The following is a 19,253-nucleotide window of genomic DNA, read 5'->3' on the forward strand; positions in this document are numbered from 1 at the left end:
TTCAAGGTGTCTGATGACGCCTCACCGATGAAGCGCCGTTCTTTGCAAGGCGCCCCAACTCGAGAGGCGACCAATGTCGGTCGTTACTGGGCGGCCGCCTTGGCCGCTTCCTTGGCCTGAAGCTCGGCAAGCATCTGCTCGTCGGTCTTCATGATGCCGAAGTCGAGCAGCATGTCCTCGAGCTCCTCCATGGTGATCGGCGTCGGGATGGTGCCCTGGCCAGAATTGGCATGGATCTTCTCGGCCAGCGCGCGATACTCTCCGGCCTGCTTGGAATCCGGCGCATACTGGATAACTGACATCTTCCTGAGCTCGGCGTGCTGGACGATGTTGTCGCGCGGCACGAAATGGATGAGTTTGGAGTTGAGCCTGGAAGCCAGGGCTTCAGCGAGGTCGAGCTCACGGTCGGTTTGACGTTCGTTGCAGATCAGCCCTCCGAGCCGCACGCCCCCCGAATGGGCATATTTCAGGATGCCCTTGGCAATGTTGTTGGCGGCATAGAGCGCCATCATCTCCCCGGACATAACGATGTAGATTTCCTGCGCCTTCCCCTCGCGAATTGGCATCGCGAAACCGCCGCAAACCACGTCGCCGAGCACGTCGTAGGAGACATAGTCGACATCGTCGTAGGCGCCGTTCTCTTCGAGGAAGTTGATTGATGTGATGACGCCTCGGCCGGCGCAGCCAACACCCGGCTCCGGGCCGCCGGATTCCACGCATTTGATGCCTCTGTAGCCAATCTTGAGCACGTCCTGCAGCTCGAGATCTTCCACCGAACCTTCCTGTGCCGCCAGATGCAGGACAGTATCCTGAGCCTTCGAGTTCAGGATCAGGCGGGTGGAGTCGGCTTTGGGATCGCAGCCTACGATGAGGATTCTTTGCCCGAGGTCGACCAGGGCGGCGAGTGTGTTTTGGGAGGTGGTGGACTTGCCGATGCCGCCCTTTCCGTAAAAGGCGATCTGACGCAGACCTGACATTATAGATTTCCTTCCTTCGTTCCATCCGTCGCGGCTGGCCGCAATATGAATGCCGATGGGCAGCTTTTGCAGCCTCACACCGAAAGGGTCTCAAGACTCGTGCCAAGTAGACTTGCTGATAACGAACAGGGATTTTTTCGTTTGTGTCCCGCGAGTTAGCCTGAGCTTCAACAAGTGTTTGCTGCCAGACAAATGATTGTCGTAACAAGCCCTGTAGCGAACCCGACAATGCCCGACACAAGGCGTCAGCTTCGAGACCGACACCTGAAGAACTCGGGCCCTCGAGCTAGAGCCGACCTTTGGCTGCATACAGGCGGCGGCAAAGCGACCGGCTTGCGCGCCTCCGCCGCGGGACATCAGACGTGCGTGCTCGGTAGCTGGTTGCGCATGGCTGGTTCGAGACTGGCCCCCGCGAAGTCGGCATGGAACATGCCTGATGCGACGACTGCCGACGATCACATCCTCGTCCGGCTCGGAGAACCGGCACTGATATTGCACGCGGCGCTGTCACAACATGTCGGGCAGCGATGAACATTCCCTTCGTGCGACGCCGCCGGCAACGGCGTGCTCCATGAATGCGGGTCGCTGCAGCGAACCCATGTTGCAGTTGCACCCAAGCTGGCGAGCTTATTCATGACCGAATCCGCGACAGGCTTCATGGAGATTTTTCTGCACGGCCCAGAAAAGCCGGATCAACGATCTCGTCCCGCATGGGGCGCGGTCATATCGCTTGCCCTGGGCACCTTCGGGTTGGTGGCGGCAGAGCTTTTGCCTGCCAGCGTACTGACGCCGCTCGCGCATGATCTGCATGTCACAGAGGGTGCGGCTGGACAGACGATGACAGCGACGGCGATTGCTGCGGCGATCTCTGCGCCGACGATCGCCTTCATAACAAAGCGCCTGGACCGCAGGATCGTCCTGTGGGCGATGATGCTGCTTCAGATCCTGTCCAACGTTCTGGCGGGTGTCGCGTGGTCGCTGCCGGTTTTCCTAGCGGCACGCGTCGTGCTCGGCATTGCGCTTGGAGGCTTCTGGTCGATTTCGGCATCGCTGGCGATTCGGCTGGTTCCAAATCATCTCCTGCCGCGCGCCCTATCAATCATCCTCACCGGCGTTTCGGTCGCTATCGTTTGCGCGCCTCCAGTCGGCGCCTATGTAGGCGACATCTGGGGATGGCGAGCCACCTTTATGATCGCCGCAGCCGTCAATGGCGTTACATTGCTGGTGCAACTCGTAACCATTCCGACGTTGCCGCCGGTTGAAATGGCTGGACTCCGCGGTCTGCTGAATGTGATCAAGAAGCCAACTATCAGGGTCGCGCTTTTGGTCGTACTGCTGGTCGCTTCTGGGCACTTCGCCAGCTTCACCTATGTCCGGGCCTACCTCGAGGAGATTCCCGCCCTCCGAATCGAGACGATCTCATTGCTGTTGCTCGTTTCCGGCGTATGCGGCTTCTTCGGCAATTTAGCCGGCGCATTCCTGGCGAAACACAGCCTCAAGGCAGTCGCGGCGCTGCCGCCCCTGCTCATGGCGATAGCCGCTGTCTCATTGCTGATGCCTGGAGCATCGGCCTCCGCCTCGGCCATTGCGGTTGCTGTATGGAGCTTTGGCTTCGGTGCGGTGCCGGTGGGGGTACAGACTTGGATGGTGCTGCGCGCCGTTCCCGAGCAGGCCGAAAGCGCCGGTGTGCTGATGACATCAACGTTCCAGATTGCCATCGCAGCCGGCGCGATCTTCGGCGGTTTGCTTGTGAACAATGTCGGCGTCGCCAGTGTGTTTGCCTACAGCGCGGTTGCCACGTTCCTCGCAGCCCTCACGGTGTTCCTATTCGGCCCGAAACGCGCAACCTAACCAACCTCTGACGGGAAAGACCTTCAGCTCAGCGCTCGCGATGCAGCCGCACCAGCCGCGCGGCGCGATCCCGCCCACGACTACTTTGTCGGTTCAGGCCTTCGTCTCGCCTAGATATGACCTGGGTCGCGGCTACCACCCGATGGGGCCTGGACCAGTGCCGGGCGCCTCGCCTCGCCGGTTTCACCGTTCGCGGCTACAGGAAGTGCATCAGCGTTCGCCCGGGCGGAGTTGGTCAGGTTACGCAGCCCGGGCGAGCGCGGGTCGCGCTAGGCAGCTGATGGATGACCAGGTGCCGTTCTTGAGGCGTAGCCTCGTCGATGTCCTGAGATTGCAAGGTGTCAGCGCTAGGGCTTCACCGTCGCGGATAACTATGTCCGACAGCCTCATGGCATGGACTCTTCCCACTGGCGGAGCCGACGAGCTTGGGAGATAGGGCGTAATCTGCTCTTCAATCATCGTTTGAAGGTCAGGCATCGTATGTTCAGCAACCGCGAGCTAGCGAGACGTCAAATCATCTCTTGCAACGCCGACGTTAGGGCGCAGCCGAGGGTCTCGCTCGAATTGCGGACGTCCCACCGACAAGATCATCGACCGCAATTTGCGTGCCCGGGTGGCGCTCCGTTTGCGTTGCGCCCCTTCCCGCTAACCAGCGGCGGCTTGGCGACGTTTCGGTCGGCCTTGCGACAATTCTAGTTCCGTTTCCGACACAGAGGTTTCGATGGACGCGCACGGCGAAGCCAGTTGGAACGCCAAGCATGTCATGATCGTGGCCGAGCCAAATTCGATCCTCATCGACTCGGGATCATGGCGATTGCGGAAGAGCGGCCGCCATGAATTGCTGTCACAGGCGTGCGTTCGCGTCAGTCATGCCTCTGCCAACACCGCTACTAGGAGCGCACTGTGCCCCCTCGCTGCGGTGGTGCCCGCGGCTGCGCCGTGGGCATGGGCATGCGCTGTGTGGTGTTTGCCAGCCGGCGGAAGCGCAAATATCCGCGCTACACACCGACGGCTATGGCGCGCATCCCGCGTGGCGAAAGACGTCGTCCGAAAGGGGAGTGCAGAAGCAGCTTCATTGCAAATGGCATGTCTCTTGCTGCTCGTGCTCAGAGCCCATTGAACACGATGAAAGCGGATACCGAACCATGGCTGGCACGCGAAGCTCTAAACGATCGGCGAAGGCGGCGGTGGTTGTCCTCGCTGAAGACTGCGCATCGCCCGGTTTGGAGATCCGAACATCTGGAGCCGGGCCGTTCCCATAGACCAGAAGGGGGAAAGAATCGGGAGCCGCGTAGGGCATTGTCTCGCGCCCTGGCCTGGCAGCGCGGCAATCCGATAGCCTCAGTAAAATCCAGTGCGCCAGTTTCTTCAAAAGGAGCAAGTTGATGACCGGTCAAAAGAAGGTCCCATTCGTCACGTTTCTGACGCGTGTTCGCGATGATTCAATCCAGGGGCCAAATCCGTACCGTTGGGAAGAAAAAACATCCGACGACTACTTTGCCGGCAAACGCGTCATCCTGTTCTCCCTGCCTGGCGCTTTCACCCCGACCTGCTCGACCTACCAACTGCCCAATTTCGAAGATCTCTACGAGGATTTCAAGAAAGAAGGAGTTGACGCGATCTACTGCCTCTCGGTCAACGATGCCTTTGTCATGAACGCATGGGGAAAGTCCTTGGGGCTGCAGAAGGTCGAGCTGATCCCGGACGGGTCTGGCGAGTTCACGCGCAAAATGGGCATGCTGGTTGCCAAGGACAATCTGGGCTTCGGTATGCGCTCGTGGCGCTACGCGGCTCTGCTTAATAATGGCGTGGTGGAGCAGTGGTTTGAGGAGGAAGGTTTCTCCGACAACTGCGAGACCGACCCCTATGGCGTCTCATCCCCGCAGAACGTCCTTCAATCATTGAAGGACGCTGCGTGACCTGGTGCACATCGACCATGCGCAACTGCGTTTTGGACGACACTGTGTGCAGAGCGCAAAGCTCTGGAGGCGCGCGGCCCGTGAGGTCGTTCAAACGTGACGCGGCTTAGAAGCCGTCGACCTGTGAGAGATCTAATTAGCCACCGCCAAGAGCTTCTTTGACAGGAATACCGAACCGACCATGAAATCGTCCTTCAGCCTACTTCAGAAACAGTCTCTTGCGGCATCGCCTCAACTCATCGAGTCGATTCGCCTGTTGCAGCTGACGCATGCCGAACTGCATCAGTTCGTGGACCAGGAGCTCGAGAAAAATCCGCTTCTGGAGCATGCGCCAAACGACGAAGGGTGGTCTGGCGAGGTTGAAGGACCGAACTGGGCAAGGTCCCCGGACCTGCCCAGGCAAGGGAAATCCCAGCTCAGCACGACGAACACCACGCCGGGCGAGCGTCCTGCCTACGAGGAGTTTGTCGCCTTAGCGGAAACGTTGCACGACCATGTCGCTCGTCAGATCTCCCTCACCGCCTTCACACCGCACGAGCGGCTGATTGCTCATCAGCTTGCCGGGCATCTGGATGACACTGGCTATCTTCGGGTAAGTCCTTCGGACTTGGCTGACACCCTAAACGTCGGGCTGGCCCATGTGGAACGGGTGCTGGGCGTCTTGCAGCACCTCGATCCACCGGGAATTTTCGCACGATCGCTCAGCGAATGTCTCGAGATACAGTTGCGCGAGCGAAACCGGTTCGACCCGGCGATGGCGGTTTTGGTTGCCAACCTTGAGATGCTTGCGCGACGCGATTTTCAGACATTGAAGCAGCGTTGCGGCGTCGATGAAGAAGATCTTCTCGACATGTTGCAGGAAATCCGTGCGCTTGACCCCAAGCCTGGAAACAGATTCCAGTCGGGAACGCCGGAATGCGTGATACCGGACGTATGGGTCCTGCGCTCGCCAGGAGGTGGATGGCAGATCGAACTTGATCAGAACACGCTGCCCAAGGTGCTGATCAACCAAAGCTATGTAGCGGAGGTTTCCTGCCGAGCCGCCAAAAAATCGAAGGACATGACATTTCTCAATGAATGCTTGCAAAACGCGAACTGGTTGATCCGCAGCCTCGATCAGCGCGCCAAGACGATCCTTAAGGTCGCCACGGAAATCGTGCGCCAGCAGGATGCTTTTCTGGAATATGGCGTCGCCCACCTGCGGCCGCTCAATCTCAGGACCGTCGCTGAGGCGATCAACATGCACGAGTCGACTGTCAGCCGAGTGACGTCGAACAAGTACATGGTTACCCCACGCGGTGTGTTCGAGCTCAAATATTTCTTCACTGTCGCGATCGCTTCCTGCGAAGGCGGTGACGCGCACTCCGCTGAAGCTGTCCGCCATCGGATCAGAGCGATGGTCGCCGAAGAATCGCTTGATAACATGCTCTCTGACGACGACATCGCTGACCGGCTCAAGGAATGCGGCATAGATCTCGCTCGCCGCACGGTCACCAAATATCGCGAGGCGATGAACATCCCCTCCTCCATACAGCGGCGCCGGGAAAAGCGCTTGTGGCGCGACGGCGATCAAGGCCTCAAGGCCTCGTGACCAAGAGTGGCCCCTAAATCAAATGTGATGCGTTCTCCGCGTTCGTCCTCCTCCGGGCCGAAGCAACTGTCGAAATCGCTGCATTCCCGGCAATTGGGCGCAGCACATAGCGAAAACCCTTCGGCCTCACAGAGTTTGCGGTAAAAGTACTTCTTCCATTTCATGTTTCGGGTGTTGCCGGCCGCGAGCATCGGAAAATGCGTGGCAAGCAGGCGATTGAGCTCGGCCCGATTGAGAAGACCAAGATCCTGCCACAAATGGTCATCGCGCATGGCACGCCGGGCGACGATCTTGGCGAAGCGCGCGCTCGCCGGGTCGCTCGGCCGGGCATGCGCCAGCAGCAGGCCGCGCAGAAGTTCTTCCTCCATGCCCGGCTCAGGATCGCTGACGTCTTCCAAGGCTAAGGCTGCCAGTGCGGTTGCGGACAAACCCCGGGGCAGGACCTGGCGCAGCTCGGCGAGCGACAGGCCTGTCGACTCCGTCGCAGTCGCTTCGCCACCCTCGACCTCCTTGAGCGCACACGAGAGAACGCAGGCAAGAACATGCTCGTCGAACCCCCTCTCCGGCTCGATGCTGGTGGGGCATTGGCCGGCGCCGACACATGCGTCTTTCTGTGCGGACATGGTCCCGTTCTCCTGGTTTGTTTTCGCGATGCAGCGGCCCTGCCGAGAGCACATGGGTCCGACTACGGGCACGCGCCGGCGCGGGCTCAACCCCAATACAGCGGGCCGCGGGTCGACCGCATGACCAAGCTGGCCTTCGAAGTCACCGGCTAAACCATGACCCATAGCGTTGTTGATGGGGGGATGATCCGGTCTCCCCCAGTTCGGTCTGGCAGCATTGTCCCTGGTCGAAATCTCTCAACTGGGTCCGTAACGCGATTGGACAGGTTCAGGATCGATGAGGGGCTCTGCCAAGCTCCAGCAAATCGATACCACCGGCGTCCTCGGTGCGCTCACGGTTTCAGACCAGAGCGTTGCCGCTCTCACGCGGGGGTTCCTGCCGGCCCGTCTTTCCCTTGCAGGTGGCGCGGTGGCGTTGGAAGTTTCACAGTCCGTAGTCATACTGATGCGGTCCCAAGGTTGTGATGGCACTGTCATGAGAAGCAATGCGACGCTTCCCGAGCGCATAGACCGGATCGTCAGGATACGGTGCTCCAATCGGCTGTCGCGTGCCGAAGCGTTCTGCCTCCAGGACCAAGGATGGGATCTGCTCCTCCAGCCAGTCATAGACAACGGTCCGTTCGGCAATCCGCCACTCCCCTTCCCGCTTTTGAAACAGATCGCAGTAGCGCCCGCATAGAAACATCTGACGCACTTCTCCGTCTTTGTCCGGTCCGCGTTGCAGCGCGGTGAAATAGCTCTCGACCGTGGCCTCCGCCGCGTTGATGAATTCGATCAGGATGTTCGTGACCTGATGGATGTTGCGCGGTCCGGTCTTGAAGACATCCAGCGCATACCGAATGAAGCCCTCGGCCGAGCCGCGATACGCCCCGTGGCTGTCATGCGCGTCGGGCCAGTACGCGCTGCGCAGCACCGCCTCATCGGCGCGGTCTGTCCCGCGGCAATACCGGTAGAGGCAGTCGCGGATCGCCTCGCGGTCGAGCAGTTCGACAATTTTTGCTTGGCCCGTCTGGTCTGTCGCAAATTGGGCGGTTCTGACGTGTTCCGGGACCTCTGTCTTCGGTTTGAGGGTGGCCTCCGAAACGATTCGCGCAGCGGGTGGATCGTCGATTTCCAGCGCAAGTTCGGGGCAGGATCGCACCCCATCCGACGCAAGCACTTGCTCCCCGTCCGCAACCTCGATGTCACCGGGGAGGATGTAACCCGCCTCATCCAGCTTGAAGACTGCCGGCGCTCGCGCCGCGCATTGCGCATGACCCTGACATCTGGCTTGGTGAACGATGATGCGCAAGGCGACCTCCAACGTCTGTGCCCCGGCTTCAGGCCGGGCTAGGTTTAGCCCCACTCCAGGATCAGATTTTCGATCCCGAACAGTTGGCCGCCATGGGTGATGGGTGCTGTTCCCTCCTTGATCCGAAAGGGCGGCAGGCGCGCCAGCCACTCCTCCAGGCCAATGACAATTTCCCGCCGGGCGAGATGTGAGCCAAGGCAACGGTGGGGACCATAGCCAAAGGAGGCGTGGCGGATGCCTTCTCGGGTCAGGTCGACCGTGTTGGGAGATTCGAATTCCGCCGGGTCACGATTTGCAATCATGGTGGCGCAGGAAACAAAGTCCCCCTTGCGGATCGGCGCGCCTTCGAAGTCGATATCTTTCCGTGCCACGCGGATCAAATGGACGGTCGGAAAGGCGCGCAGCAGTTCTTCGGCTGCGCGCACGATCCGGTCCGGTTCTTTTCGGAGCAATTCCTGATCTTCCAGGTTTCGCGCGAGGTAGGCCAAGTCAAAGCCTATGGCTGTAGCGACCGTGTCGAGCCCGGCCACCAAAACGAGCACGCCAATGCCACGGACCTCCTGGTCTGTCAGCCCGCGGCCCTCGACCTGCGCCTGCACAATGAAGCTCATGAAATCGTCGACGGGCTTGTTGCGGCGCATCGCCGCCAGCTCGTCTATGAACGCTACAATCGTCCGAGCCGCCGCCGGCCGTCTGACATCATCGCCATGGAGCAGATCTTTCGCCCAGGCAACAAACGTCTCAAGACGGTGCTCCGGCAGTCCGATGAAGCGAAGGAAGATGCTGACCGCGAAAGGAAAGGCGAAATCCTTCATGACATCGCAGCTTGTTCCCCACGAGGCGATCCTCGTGATAAGCGCTATCGCTCGCTCGCGGATGGCGGGCTCCAGTTCCGTTACACGCTTCGGCGAAAAGAGCGGATTGAGCAATGAGCGAAAGACTGCATGGGAAGGGGGATCGAGTTCGAGCGGGATCGTCGGCCAGTCTTCGCCCAGTGCAGATGCGAAGACGTTGCGATGACTGGAAAAGTTTTCGGTCTCCTGCAGCACCCGGCGCTGATCTGCGGCGCGAGTGATGACCCAAGCACCCTGCCCGGTACGCGTGTTCCAGGGCGAATAAAAGATTCGCGGTCCGGCATGCACGCAAGCGATTGCTGCGTGGGGGTCGCCGTTGGGCGCCGGAGACATGCCTGGCGAGGAAAAAAGGCTGAAGTCGCCCACCATTTCCGGCGGGACATGATCTGGAACCGGGTTGGTTGCCATTTGGTTCTCCTGCGTTCAGGCGTTTACGCTCGGTTGAGATCGCGCAGGCTGTTCGTCACCGCTGAGCTCCGCGCGCACTGCCGACATCGCCTCCGATGACAACGTCGAGCAAATTGCGTGCCGAATAAGCGCACCATTGGCGCTGCTCATATCTCCGTTGTAGCTGCCCTTCTGAGGCTAACCTTGGTACGAATTTCGACATTCATGACTGTTCCAGACACGACAAGGTTTTGCAGAAAAGAATGCTAGCGAGGAGCCGAGTGAAGAGGCTAAGTATCGAACGAGGTCACCTGCGAGAGAGGGTGTAGCTCGGCGGTAGCGAAGCCGCTCGCGAGCGCGCCCTCCACGAGCGCTGTAGATGCTATGGGCGGCGGCGAGCGTGTGGCACCCTCGACGCTGTTGAGCAGCTACCTAAGGAGCGCCCCATGTCACCATCCTTTGATGCAAGCAAATCCCTTACCGCCCTTGATCAGGACAGCACGTTGGTCGCAGTGATTGAGATGAGCCAGACAAAGTGGCTCATTGCTGCGACGGTCCCTGGCTTTGAACGTAACCCTCTCAAGAAGCTCGATGCCGACCCGGATTCGGTGTTCAGGCTGTTGCGCCGCTGGCGCAGCGAAGCCATCCAAGCCGGGCGTGAAGTCCGGCGCATCGTTGTCGCCTATGAGGCTGGACGCGACGGCTTTTGGTTGGCGCGCTGGCTCCAGGCGCGCGCTGTCGAAGCTTATGTCATACATCCATCGAGCGTCGCGGTTTCCCGTGAACATCGGCGTGCCAAGACCGATCGCCTCGATACCGAACTGCTGATGCGCGCCTTTCTTGGCTGGCTGCGGGGCGAGAAGCGCCACTGCAGCATGGCAGCCATCCCAACCATCAATGAGGAGGAGGCCCGCCGTCCGAACCGTGAACGAGACAATCTCGTCCGCGAACGTACACGGATCGTCAACCGCATCAAGGCAATCCTCGCTCGCTTCGGCATTCGCGCCTTCAAACCCAATCTGCGCAAAGCTGCCGAGAAACTGGAGGCTCTGCATACGGCGGAAGGTATGCCCCTACCGGAACGAAGCCGAGCCGAGTTGCGCCGTAATCTCGGACGGCTTCACCTGTTGCGTGAACAAATCCACGAGATCGAACAGGAGCGGTTGCGGCAGCTCTCGGTGGTTCCAGACACGGAGGGTCCGCTCGCGATGGTTCGCCTTCTTGCGCGGATCATCGGTGTCGGTATCGAGACTGCGGACATGCTGGTGAATGAGATTCTCTCACGCGGCCTGCGTGATCGGAGAGCCGTCGCCCGCTATGCCGGACTTACCGGGGCGCCGGATGAGAGCGGCCAACGCAGGCGCGAGAAAGGTCTTGCGCGGGCCGGCAATGCTCGCGTCCGCTATGGCATGATCCTGTTGGCTTGGCGGTTCCTCCAATACCAAAAGGACAGCGCGCTGGCGCACTGGTTTTGCGCGAGGACGGCCGATGGCCGTGGCGGAACGCGCAAGACAATGATCGTGGCTTTGGCGCGCAAGCTACTGATTGCCTTCTGGCGACTTGTCACGACCGGCGAGATCCCGACGGGCGTAGCCCTGCGTCCGGTATAAAGCATGGAGGAGCGTTCGACAGGACGAGCATTGAAGTTTGGCAGCTGCAATAGCGTCTGCCGATAACGATCCGAGGTGGTGGTGATCCCGGTCGCTCACATGGCTTACGACGCCGCGCTGTAGAATGGGCCCACCGCCCGGAGCTTCGCCGCCGATGCGTATGGCTGCATCATGGTTTTTGATCCGCGAGGATCAACCGCATACAAGCTTTGCGGCGCGTTTACGGCGCCGGATGGCGAGCTCCCCTCGGTTTGCAAGTTATAGACCTCTACGAACAGGCCACCTGCCGGCTCAATGTAACGCTGCCGCCGTGCTCGTGACCATCAAGGGCAAGTCGCTTCGCGATGGCCAAAGGCCCACCCTTGACCGTCACTGCGCGCGGCGCCCCCAATGAACCCCGGAGCCAAAGCAGGAACAAATGGGGCGCCACAGCCGAACAAGGAGACGGAACGACTGAAAGATCACCTTGACAAAGATTAGCCCATACAAGCGAGCGAGCGGCTTTGCGGTCGTCATCGCTACTTCGTCGGTAAGGTCGGGTTGCTGACCCAACTAATTCGAAGGACGATCGATGACCGACGGCATGGTGAACCTGCGCGCTCGTGGAGAACGCTCCGGGTCCCGATCTCTTGCGCGAGATGGATTGGATTGCCGTCGAGCGGCTGAGCGAGCCGGAGACGGGCCGCGATCGGCCGCGCCTATGGCAAGAACAAGGTCCACGTCCGCCGGCGCCGAGGCCATCAGGGCGCCCGCAAAATAGCTCACTGCCGAGATCGGCAGCCCCACATACTTCTGCGTCAGGATCACATCGGCCTGGCGATGGCGATCGCCTTGTCGGGCATTTGCTGGTAGCCGGAGAAATCCTCGACCGCACTGGTCGCATCGGCAACCCGGCCGTTGCCTGCCGTGTTGCTGCTCTTGGCAAGAATCTTAGCCGCGCTGAGCCGATAGCGCGAACAGGATCCGCTAAGCGTTCTTTGATAATGCGGGCTGCTTTGGGGCGTGTTCAGCTTTGCTTCATCTCGGACGTTCCTTTTCGAGCTTGGCATTAGACGCCGGGGGCTCTTGCCGCAGAAGGATCATTCGAGGATGCCTTTGTGGAGGCCGTCCTCTGGAAACTTGACGGAGGGACCAATTGACTTCACTTCGAACAATTCCTCCCGCCCGCTGCCGTACAGGACTGGGATGTTGGACAATTGACCGACAATATGCCCCTCCGCGGGCAGCTGATGCATTTGCCTACATTGGGCTGCTTTACCGCGCAGTTTCGGTTGTGACTCATCGCAACGGGAGCAATGATGGCGATCCTCGCCAGGCGCGATGGCGCCCTCGGGAATGGCGCCTCCGATCGGGGCGATCCCCGGCGGGCCGCAAAAGACAGCTGTGCCCTCAATGGCCGCCTCGGCAGGCAGACTGGTGGTCAGCAAAATCCAGAGTAGCGGCGCGGACGCCGAGCGAAAACGCAAATCAATTTGCATCGGCCTCACCTCAAGCGGCGGTTGAACGGGGAATGCGCGGCAGGTTCTCGGCCAGTAGCCGCCAGTCGTGGCGCTCGGGTTCGCCTTCCTTGCGCGTCCCGAAGAACTGGATGATCATCTTGCCGTTGGCGCCATACGCTTCGAGTGACGTGACGTGACCGTCCCTGGTCGGCTTGCGCACGGCCCAAACCTCACGGATGTGGTGGGCCCTGAGATGCAGGTGGAAAGTCTCGTCGAGCACATTGATGCAAGGCCCGATCTGCTTGACCGACTTGATAGGGCCGGAATGAATCTGGATGCAGCCACGATTGCCGACGAAGCACATCATCGGCATCTCGTCCTCGGCCGCACGATGTAACATGGCGCCAACGGCAGCATTGTCGAGCAGCCAGGCGTAATCCTGGCCGACCATGCGCACTGCCTGGCGGCGGCTGAGGTTCAGGGTCTTCAGCATGCCGAAGAACTGGTGCACGTCGGTCAGCCGGCTCCAGTGCTCCCGCAGGTCATCGACTGTAGCGGCTTGGTCCGGAATCTTTGCGATATTTTCGCCTGACCTCCCCATAACCGACACGATCGGTTCCTGGTTCGAGGATTGGAGCTCGTCTGTCAGCTTTTGATAGGCATAGAGGTTGGAGGACGGTCTCAGTTGCACCTTGTGGACTGCCTCGCCTGCGGCGTCGAAGAATTGCAGGCTGCGGTGGATTTCCCCGCCATCGCGAATCTCGACGGCAAAGCCATGCGCCCACAGGCTCGGGAAGATGCGCAAATCAATGTCATTGCCGAGCACCATGGCGTGCTTGCCGGTGAACACCTTATCGTAGATGCCTATCTTCTCATGCACGGCACTGGCATTGCGGGTCAGCGCCATGACCTCGCCGATCGCCTCGAGACCGGTTAGCACATCATTAACGCGGGGCTCGATGCGCACCGTGCCGAAACCGCAGTGTGCCGCGAAAAGCTCCGCTTCCGAAATGCCTAATTGGGCGGCGAGATCGCGGTCGCGGATTGTTGGGCTGTCTTCGCGTGCCCGCCGGATTCTCTCCGGCGACGGTTTCCCGCGCTGGTGCATGTCTTCACCCCTGCTTGCGCATACTATCGGTCGGGCATCGTCGCCCTCGCCAAAAAGAGCTCAAAAGTCGTGCCAATTGCTCGAAGCGTCTCGGAAACCCGGCTTACGAGCCAGTTCCGAGGGAACTTGAGCCCCACCCCCTGTGGCGGTCTCGACAAATCCGACAATACCTGTCGGTTGCCCAACGCCTTGGCGGCAACAGCCGAACCAAAATCGTCGCCGCGTTGGCGATGTCGCACTGTCCGGAAACGGTTTTTTCCCATTGGCACGATCCATGCTTGCTGATCCGCGAAGTGTCACGCACCGAGGAGAAAGCCAGCGATGATTACGCTCACCGACAAGGCCGTTGCCGCCGCCAAGACCGCTCTTTCCGCCGCTAGTGAGCCGGCAGAAGGCTTTCGCATCATGGTCGAGACCGGCGGCTGCTCCGGCTTCAAATACTCGATGGGCCTGGAGAGCGTCCCGCGCGAGGGCGACGCGATCATCGAGACGGATGGGATCAAGGTGTTCGTAGACACCGGCACCCAGCCGCATGTAGCCGGCATGGCCGTCGACTTCGTCATGGGTCTCGAAACCTCCGGCTTTGTCTTCGACAATCCGAATGCGAGCGGGAAGTGCTCCTGCGGCAAGTCCTGTAGTTGATTGCCGAAGAAGGAGAGAGGGCGCCTGAGGTGAGCTTGTCGGTGCGATGGCGGCCCAATCTGCGCCAATCTGTGGGGCACCTGCACCGCTCTGGGTCGTCTCTGCCAGCAACGGCATGCGCAAGGCTCGAAGCGACCGGGTTGCGCCTTCACGTCATTCCGATCCATTGAGGACCATAGCCCATGAAAGTTGTCTATCTCGACAACAACGCAACGACACGGGTCGATCCCGCGGTCGTTGAAGCGATGTTGCCGTTGCTTACGGATCAATTCGGCAATCCTTCGTCGGCGCACGGTTTTGGCGCCCTTGCCGGCGCCACGTTGAGAAACGCGCGGCGCCAGCTGCAGGCGCTGATCGGCGCGGAGTTCGACGACGAGATCACCTTCACTTCGGGTGGAACGGAAAGCGACAATGCGGCCATTCTTTCGGCGCTCGAGGTGATGCCTAACCGGACGGAGATTGTGACTTCCGCCGTCGAACATCCGGCCGTTCTGACGCTCTGCGCGCATCTCGAGGAGACGCGCCGCGTCAAGGTGCACAGGATCCCGGTGGATTGCCAGGGCCGGCTTAACATTGGCGCTTACCGGGCCGCGCTCAACCCGAACGTGGCAATCGTCTCGATCATGTGGGCCAATAACGAGACTGGTACGATCTTCCCCGTCGCCAAGCTCGCCGAATTGGCCAAGGAAGTCGGCGCCCTTTTCCACACTGATGCGGTGCAGGCAGTCGGCAAGTTCCCGATCGACCTGAAATCAACCGCCATCGACATGCTGTCGCTCTCCAGTCATAAATTTCATGGACCAAAAGGGGTAGGCGCACTTTTCGTCAAGCGCGGCGTGCCGTTCCAGTCGCTGATCAAGGGGGGTCACCAAGAGAGCGACCGGCGCGCGGGCACCGAAAACACGCCCGGCATAGTCGGGCTCGGCATGGCCGCCGAACTCGCCTTGAAATTCATGGATGACGAGACCACGCGGATAAAGTGGCTCCGCGACCGGCTGGAGAACGGGCTTGTCCAGCGTGTCCCAAACAGCTTCGTCAACGGCGATCCCCTGGAGCGCTTGCCGAACACCGCAAACATCGCCTTCGAAGGTATTGAAGGCCATGGAATCCTGCATCTCCTCGACCGCGAGGGTATCGTCTGTTCCTCCGGGTCCGCCTGCACATCGGGCTGTGCGGAGCCAAGTCACGTGCTGAGGGCGATGAAAATGCCACATGGCGCGGTCCGCTTCTCTTTCGCGCGTGACAACGGACAAGAAGAGGTGGACCGGGTGCTAGAGGCCTTGCCTTCAATTGTGGAGAAGCTGCGCGACGCCCACAGTTCCGGGTCGAATATACGGAGCACCGAAGGTCTTCAATGCGTACCGGGTCTCAGCGGCAGATGAACCGGCGTCCATTCATGAGCGGTCGGGTCTTTCTCAAGGATACTACCCTGCGCGAGGGCGAGCAGGCATCCGGCGTTGCCTTGACGGTGGCGGAAAGTTTGCGATCGAGATCGACGCAATTTGCGCCGTGGTCGCACGGAGTGTTCCGGAGCGGTTCACGGCAGGGCGCCGGATGACCTCACGGGATTTCCATGCATCAGTCGAGAGCGGCGTCCGTGCCCTCAATCTGTCGTTGCCTGCATCCGATTTCCAGCTTGCCACGAAGGTCGGGCTAGTCCGGGAACGAGCGCTAAAGCTCATCGAGCATATGGTCGGGCGCGCGGCCGCCAACGGCTTTTTCCTCGCCCTGGGCTCTGAGGATGCTCGCATACCAGCCCAGGACTATCTCTCCCGCCTTATTAAGACGGCGGCGCGCGCCGGCGCAAGCCGCGTCAGCCTGGTCGATAGTGTCAGCGCCCTCGATCCCCTTTCGACCTTCGAGCTTGTCACCCCGCTCGCAGCGAAGTCTCCCGTCGACCTCGAATTCCATGCGCATAATGATCTCGGCCTCACTACCGCCAACACGGTGGCCGCGTTCCGCGCCGGCGCGCGCCATGCCTCGGTCGTCCTTGGAGTCGGCGAGCGCGCGGGCAATGCGCACGCGAAGAGGTGGCCGCCGCGATGGCTGTCCTTCAGGAGGCAGATATCGAAGTCGGCTTCACCGCATTGCCCCCCCTGGCGGCCGAGGAGACGTCGGTCGGGGGCCGAGCGCCAGGTCGAGGGCCAATCCGGAGACAGTCGAGCCCATCCCCGCTCGGGCCCTGCGGCCCTTGCGTCAGCCCACCTCGCTCGCTTCCAAGCGGGGCCGGCTGCCTCCATGGAGATCGACCAGTTGTATCGCGCGCCACGTCCGGCCACGGCACCGGAGGCAGTTGTGACGACGAGGCGATTGCCGCGCTGGCTCAGCTCATTTCGTTCATCAGCACGCGTCTTTCGGGACTGCATGTCGAATGTGCGACCAACGCACCAGAAACCACCGTTTCCGACAAAGGGAGAACGCAATGAGTTGTTCCGCTGACGGCAGTTCCATCGACGTCACCAACATCCTCACGCGACTGAAAGGCCTGTCGTCCGCGGAGGAGTTCTTCGCTGTCCTTGGCGTCTCGTATGATCCGAAGGTGCTCAATGTCTCACGGCTGCATATCCTCAAGCGTGTGGGCGAATACCTTGCCGAGGAAGATTTCTCCGGTCTGCCCGACCAGGTGATCGCCGCGCGCATGCGCGCCATGCTGGAACGCGCCTACGAGGAGTTCGCGCTTTCCTCGCCGCTCACGCACCGGGTTTTCAAGGTGCTCAAAGATCACAATCCGAACAAACCTCACACGCCAGGCCGCACATTCGTTCCGTTCGACTCCGTCCTGAAGCGGTTCGGCGAATAAGCTACATAGTTGCGACGCGACAATGTCGACAAGCCAACAATTCGGGCACCGAAACCGGGGGCCTCAGAAAAGATCAATGCAATTTACAAGGAACAGACGTTCGCAAATCACTTGGCACGGATGATGCAAACAAGAACTCGCACCGCCAGCCCGCATCGGGATAACAGCGTAGAGAACGCCAATGCATATCGTCGTCAGCATCAAGCAGGTGCCGGACTCGGCACAGATACGGGTCCATCCGGTGACGAACACCATTATGCGCCAGGGTGTGCCGACCATCATCAACCCTTACGACTTGTTCGCCCTCGAAGAAGCACTCAGGCTGCGCGACGCTTATGGCGGGGAGGTCACCGTGCTCACTATGGGTCCACCTATGGCCGAGGACTCCCTGCGCAAGGCGCTCGGCTACGGCGCCGATCGCGCGGTGCTTTTGACCGACCGCTATTTTGCCGGTTCTGACACACTGGCCACCTCCTTTGCTCTTTCCCAGGCAATCGCGAAGATCGGCGAGACGTACGGCACACCGGACGTGGTCTTCACGGGCAAACAGACGATCGACGGCGACACCGCCCAAGTCGGGCCCGGCATCGCCAAGCGTCTCGATCTCCTTCAACTCACCTATGTCGCGAAAATCGCCTCCATTGATCTTGCTGCAGGCGAGATCACGGTCGAGCGCCGTTGCGAGGGCGGCACCCAGAAGCTGAAGAGCAGGCTGCCTTGCCTCATCACCATGCTGGAAGGCACAAACGAGATGCGCCGGGGCTCGATCGAAGACGCGCTTTGCGCCGCGCGCAGCCAGATTGTGAAATGGAGTGCGGCCGAGGCCGGCATTGAAGATCTCACCAAATGCGGCTTGCGTGGCTCGCCGACGGTCGTCAAACGCGTTTTTGCCCCTAGCGCCCGTTCGGAAAAGGCGGAGCAAATTGAGACGGCCGAAAAGACGCTGCGCGATACCGCAGACGAACTGATTGGTGCAATCTTCACCCGCCAGCCGGCGCTGGAACCGGAACTCGCCTTCGAGGGCGCGTGACGGCAAGGAGCAGACCATATGTCGAGCACGAACTCAGACACCCCTCGCCAGCCCCCCGGCCGAGCCGGGATGAAGAAGGAGCTTCCTGAGCGTTTCAGGGACTATCGGCATGTCTGGGTTTTCATCGAGCTCGAACGTGGCCAGGTCCACCCGGTATCTTTCGAACTGCTTGGCGAGGGCCGCAAGCTGGCGGATAAACTTGGCGTCCAACTCGCGGGCGCTGTGCTCGGACCCCCGGGAGAAGCCACCCAGAACGCAGTCGCCGAGGCCTTCGCCTATGGCGCCGACCTCGTCTACTTCGTTGAGGCGCCGGTGCTCGCCGACTATCGGAATGAGCCTTTCACCAAGGCGATGACAGATCTGGTTATTACTTACAAACCCGAGATCCTGCTTCTCGGTGCAACCACGCTCGGCAGGGATCTCGCCGGTTCCGTCGCAACCACCTTGCTGACAGGGCTAACGGCCGACTGCACCGAACTTGACGTGGATGCTGACGGCTCGCTCGCCGCGACCCGTCCGACTTTTGGCGGTTCGTTGCTATGCACGATCTACACGCTCAATTACAGGCCGCAGATGGCGACGGTGCGACCGAGGGTCATGCCGATGCCCCAGCGGGCCGACAGAGCGATCGGGCGTGTCATCCCGCACAAGCTGTCGCTAGCCGATGATGAAATCGTCACCAAGGTGCTAGGATTCCTTCCGGACGGCCAGTCGGGTATCGCCAATCTCGCCTATGCGGATGTGGTGGTTGCGGGAGGGCTCGGTCTCGGCGGAGCGGAGAACCTGCAGCTTGTGAAGAGTCTCGCGCGAGTGATAGGCGCCGAATTCGGCTGTTCGCGGCCGCTGGTCCAAAAGGGCTGGATGTCGGCCGATCGGCAGATCGGCCAAACAGGCAAGACAATCCGGCCGAAGCTTTACATAGCGGCCGGTATTTCCGGCGCCATCCAGCACCGCGTTGGAGTTGAGGGAGCCGATCTCATCGTGGCCATCAACACCGACCCGAACGCGCCGATTTTCGATTTCGCTCACCTCGGGATCGTCACCGATGCCGTTCGCTTCCTGCCGGCGCTGACCGAGGCCTTCACCCGGCGGCTGTCACCGCACAGTCGCGACAAGCTTGCGAGCTAAGGG

At 60.6% G+C, this 19,253-nt stretch carries 16 protein-coding genes and 1 pseudogene; 10 read left to right on the forward strand and 7 right to left on the reverse strand.

Annotation, left to right across the window (positions count from 1 at the left end; all coding sequences use genetic code 11):
• Window positions 1–83: 83 nt before the first annotated feature.
• Window positions 84–977, reverse strand: a complete 894-nt coding sequence (nifH, locus tag A9K68_RS29085; protein ID WP_065010720.1) for a nitrogenase iron protein — start codon at window positions 975–977, stop codon at window positions 84–86.
• 633 nt (window positions 978–1,610) lie between these two features.
• Here nifH and A9K68_RS29090 point away from each other — a divergent pair.
• The 3 genes from A9K68_RS29090 (at window position 1,611) to rpoN (ending at window position 6,338) form a co-directional block, all read left to right on the forward strand.
• Complete coding sequence (locus tag A9K68_RS29090) at window positions 1,611–2,828, forward strand: MFS transporter (RefSeq protein WP_065010712.1); 1,218 nt, start codon at window positions 1,611–1,613, stop codon at window positions 2,826–2,828.
• A gap of 1,385 nt (window positions 2,829–4,213) precedes the next feature.
• Window positions 4,214–4,747, forward strand: coding sequence for a peroxiredoxin (locus A9K68_RS29095; RefSeq protein WP_065010713.1), 534 nt, complete (start codon window positions 4,214–4,216; stop codon window positions 4,745–4,747).
• 181 nt (window positions 4,748–4,928) lie between these two features.
• Window positions 4,929–6,338 carry an RNA polymerase factor sigma-54 gene (rpoN, locus tag A9K68_RS29100; protein ID WP_065010714.1) on the forward strand — a complete coding sequence of 470 codons (1,410 nt, stop codon included), beginning with the start codon at window positions 4,929–4,931 and terminating at the stop codon, window positions 6,336–6,338.
• On the opposite strand, the gene A9K68_RS29105 is transcribed toward rpoN, so the two are convergent.
• The 4 genes and pseudogenes from A9K68_RS29105 to A9K68_RS29115 form a co-directional block, all read right to left on the reverse strand.
• A complete protein-coding gene (locus A9K68_RS29105; RefSeq protein ID WP_065010715.1) occupies window positions 6,317–6,961 on the reverse strand; it encodes a nitrogen fixation protein NifQ in 645 nt (214 codons plus the stop codon). The genes rpoN and A9K68_RS29105 overlap by 22 nt on opposite strands.
• Window positions 6,962–7,385: 424 nt before the next feature.
• Window positions 7,386–7,955, reverse strand: coding sequence for a nuclear transport factor 2 family protein (locus A9K68_RS29110; RefSeq protein ID WP_065010721.1), 570 nt, complete (start codon window positions 7,953–7,955; stop codon window positions 7,386–7,388).
• A 174-nt stretch (window positions 7,956–8,129) separates the two neighbouring features.
• A pseudogene (locus A9K68_RS32560) lies at window positions 8,130–8,402 on the reverse strand (ferredoxin); the annotation flags it as partial.
• Entirely contained in the window at window positions 8,297–9,514 is a 1,218-nt protein-coding gene (locus tag A9K68_RS29115; RefSeq protein ID WP_065010716.1) for a cytochrome P450, read from the reverse strand. The pseudogene A9K68_RS32560 and the gene A9K68_RS29115, both read right to left, overlap by 106 nt.
• Before the next feature lie 425 nt (window positions 9,515–9,939).
• On the opposite strand from A9K68_RS29115, the gene A9K68_RS29120 reads away from it, so the two are divergent.
• Window positions 9,940–11,103, forward strand: coding sequence for an IS110 family transposase (locus tag A9K68_RS29120; RefSeq protein ID WP_163603093.1), 1,164 nt, complete (start codon window positions 9,940–9,942; stop codon window positions 11,101–11,103).
• Between the two features lie 1,079 nt (window positions 11,104–12,182).
• Here the strand turns inward: A9K68_RS29120 and A9K68_RS29125 are convergent.
• Both A9K68_RS29125 and A9K68_RS29130 read right to left on the reverse strand, forming a co-directional pair.
• On the reverse strand, window positions 12,183–12,581 hold the full coding sequence (locus A9K68_RS29125) for a hypothetical protein (protein WP_065011121.1): 399 nt from the start codon (window positions 12,579–12,581) through the stop codon (window positions 12,183–12,185).
• A gap of 10 nt (window positions 12,582–12,591) precedes the next feature.
• Window positions 12,592–13,650 carry a ChuX/HutX family heme-like substrate-binding protein gene (locus A9K68_RS29130; RefSeq protein WP_065011122.1) on the reverse strand — a complete coding sequence of 353 codons (1,059 nt, stop codon included), beginning with the start codon at window positions 13,648–13,650 and terminating at the stop codon, window positions 12,592–12,594.
• A 321-nt stretch (window positions 13,651–13,971) separates the two neighbouring features.
• On the opposite strand from A9K68_RS29130, the gene A9K68_RS29135 reads away from it, so the two are divergent.
• From A9K68_RS29135 to A9K68_RS29160, 6 genes are all read left to right on the forward strand, one after another.
• Window positions 13,972–14,292, forward strand: a complete 321-nt coding sequence (locus A9K68_RS29135) for an iron-sulfur cluster assembly accessory protein (protein ID WP_065011123.1) — start codon at window positions 13,972–13,974, stop codon at window positions 14,290–14,292.
• Window positions 14,293–14,474: 182 nt separating this feature from the next.
• A complete protein-coding gene (gene nifS / locus A9K68_RS29140; protein ID WP_065011124.1) occupies window positions 14,475–15,674 on the forward strand; it encodes a cysteine desulfurase NifS in 1,200 nt (399 codons plus the stop codon).
• 172 nt (window positions 15,675–15,846) lie between these two features.
• Window positions 15,847–16,731 (forward strand): hypothetical protein, encoded by an 885-nt coding sequence (locus A9K68_RS29145; protein ID WP_245430192.1) that lies wholly within the window; start codon window positions 15,847–15,849, stop codon window positions 16,729–16,731.
• The gene (nifW, locus tag A9K68_RS29150; protein ID WP_065011126.1) at window positions 16,715–17,092 is read left to right on the forward strand and encodes a nitrogenase stabilizing/protective protein NifW; all 378 of its coding nucleotides are present in this window, start codon (window positions 16,715–16,717) and stop codon (window positions 17,090–17,092) included. The genes A9K68_RS29145 and nifW overlap by 17 nt, the downstream gene beginning before the upstream one ends.
• Before the next feature lie 181 nt (window positions 17,093–17,273).
• Window positions 17,274–18,122, forward strand: a complete 849-nt coding sequence (locus A9K68_RS29155) for an electron transfer flavoprotein subunit beta/FixA family protein (RefSeq protein ID WP_065011127.1) — start codon at window positions 17,274–17,276, stop codon at window positions 18,120–18,122.
• An 18-nt stretch (window positions 18,123–18,140) separates the two neighbouring features.
• The gene (locus A9K68_RS29160; protein WP_065011128.1) at window positions 18,141–19,250 is read left to right on the forward strand and encodes an electron transfer flavoprotein subunit alpha/FixB family protein; all 1,110 of its coding nucleotides are present in this window, start codon (window positions 18,141–18,143) and stop codon (window positions 19,248–19,250) included.
• The last annotated feature ends 3 nt before the right edge of the window (window positions 19,251–19,253 follow it).

The organism is Mesorhizobium sp. AA22 (assembly GCF_001672375.2).
Classification (GTDB): Bacteria; Pseudomonadota; Alphaproteobacteria; order Rhizobiales; family Rhizobiaceae; genus Mesorhizobium; species Mesorhizobium wenxiniae.

Excerpts from the sequence above, each read along its gene's own strand:
- A9K68_RS29160 (WP_065011128.1), top strand. The coding sequence starts at position 18,141 with ATGTCGAGCACGAACTCAGACACCCCTCGCCAGCCCCCCGGCCGAGCC.
- nifW (WP_065011126.1), top strand. The coding sequence starts at position 16,715 with ATGAGTTGTTCCGCTGACGGCAGTTCCATCGACGTCACCAACATCCTC.
- nifS (WP_065011124.1), top strand. The coding sequence starts at position 14,475 with ATGAAAGTTGTCTATCTCGACAACAACGCAACGACACGGGTCGATCCC.
- A9K68_RS29090 (WP_065010712.1), top strand. The coding sequence starts at position 1,611 with ATGACCGAATCCGCGACAGGCTTCATGGAGATTTTTCTGCACGGCCCA.
- rpoN (WP_065010714.1), top strand. The coding sequence starts at position 4,929 with ATGAAATCGTCCTTCAGCCTACTTCAGAAACAGTCTCTTGCGGCATCG.
- A9K68_RS29105 (WP_065010715.1), bottom strand. The coding sequence starts at position 6,961 with ATGTCCGCACAGAAAGACGCATGTGTCGGCGCCGGCCAATGCCCCACC.
- A9K68_RS29135 (WP_065011123.1), top strand. The coding sequence starts at position 13,972 with ATGATTACGCTCACCGACAAGGCCGTTGCCGCCGCCAAGACCGCTCTT.
- A9K68_RS29120 (WP_163603093.1), top strand. The coding sequence starts at position 9,940 with ATGTCACCATCCTTTGATGCAAGCAAATCCCTTACCGCCCTTGATCAG.
- A9K68_RS29155 (WP_065011127.1), top strand. The coding sequence starts at position 17,274 with ATGCATATCGTCGTCAGCATCAAGCAGGTGCCGGACTCGGCACAGATA.
- A9K68_RS29145 (WP_245430192.1), top strand. The coding sequence starts at position 15,847 with ATGACCTCACGGGATTTCCATGCATCAGTCGAGAGCGGCGTCCGTGCC.
- A9K68_RS29095 (WP_065010713.1), top strand. The coding sequence starts at position 4,214 with ATGACCGGTCAAAAGAAGGTCCCATTCGTCACGTTTCTGACGCGTGTT.
- A9K68_RS29125 (WP_065011121.1), bottom strand. The coding sequence starts at position 12,581 with ATGCAAATTGATTTGCGTTTTCGCTCGGCGTCCGCGCCGCTACTCTGG.
- A9K68_RS29130 (WP_065011122.1), bottom strand. The coding sequence starts at position 13,650 with ATGCACCAGCGCGGGAAACCGTCGCCGGAGAGAATCCGGCGGGCACGC.
- A9K68_RS29115 (WP_065010716.1), bottom strand. The coding sequence starts at position 9,514 with ATGGCAACCAACCCGGTTCCAGATCATGTCCCGCCGGAAATGGTGGGC.
- nifH (WP_065010720.1), bottom strand. The coding sequence starts at position 977 with ATGTCAGGTCTGCGTCAGATCGCCTTTTACGGAAAGGGCGGCATCGGC.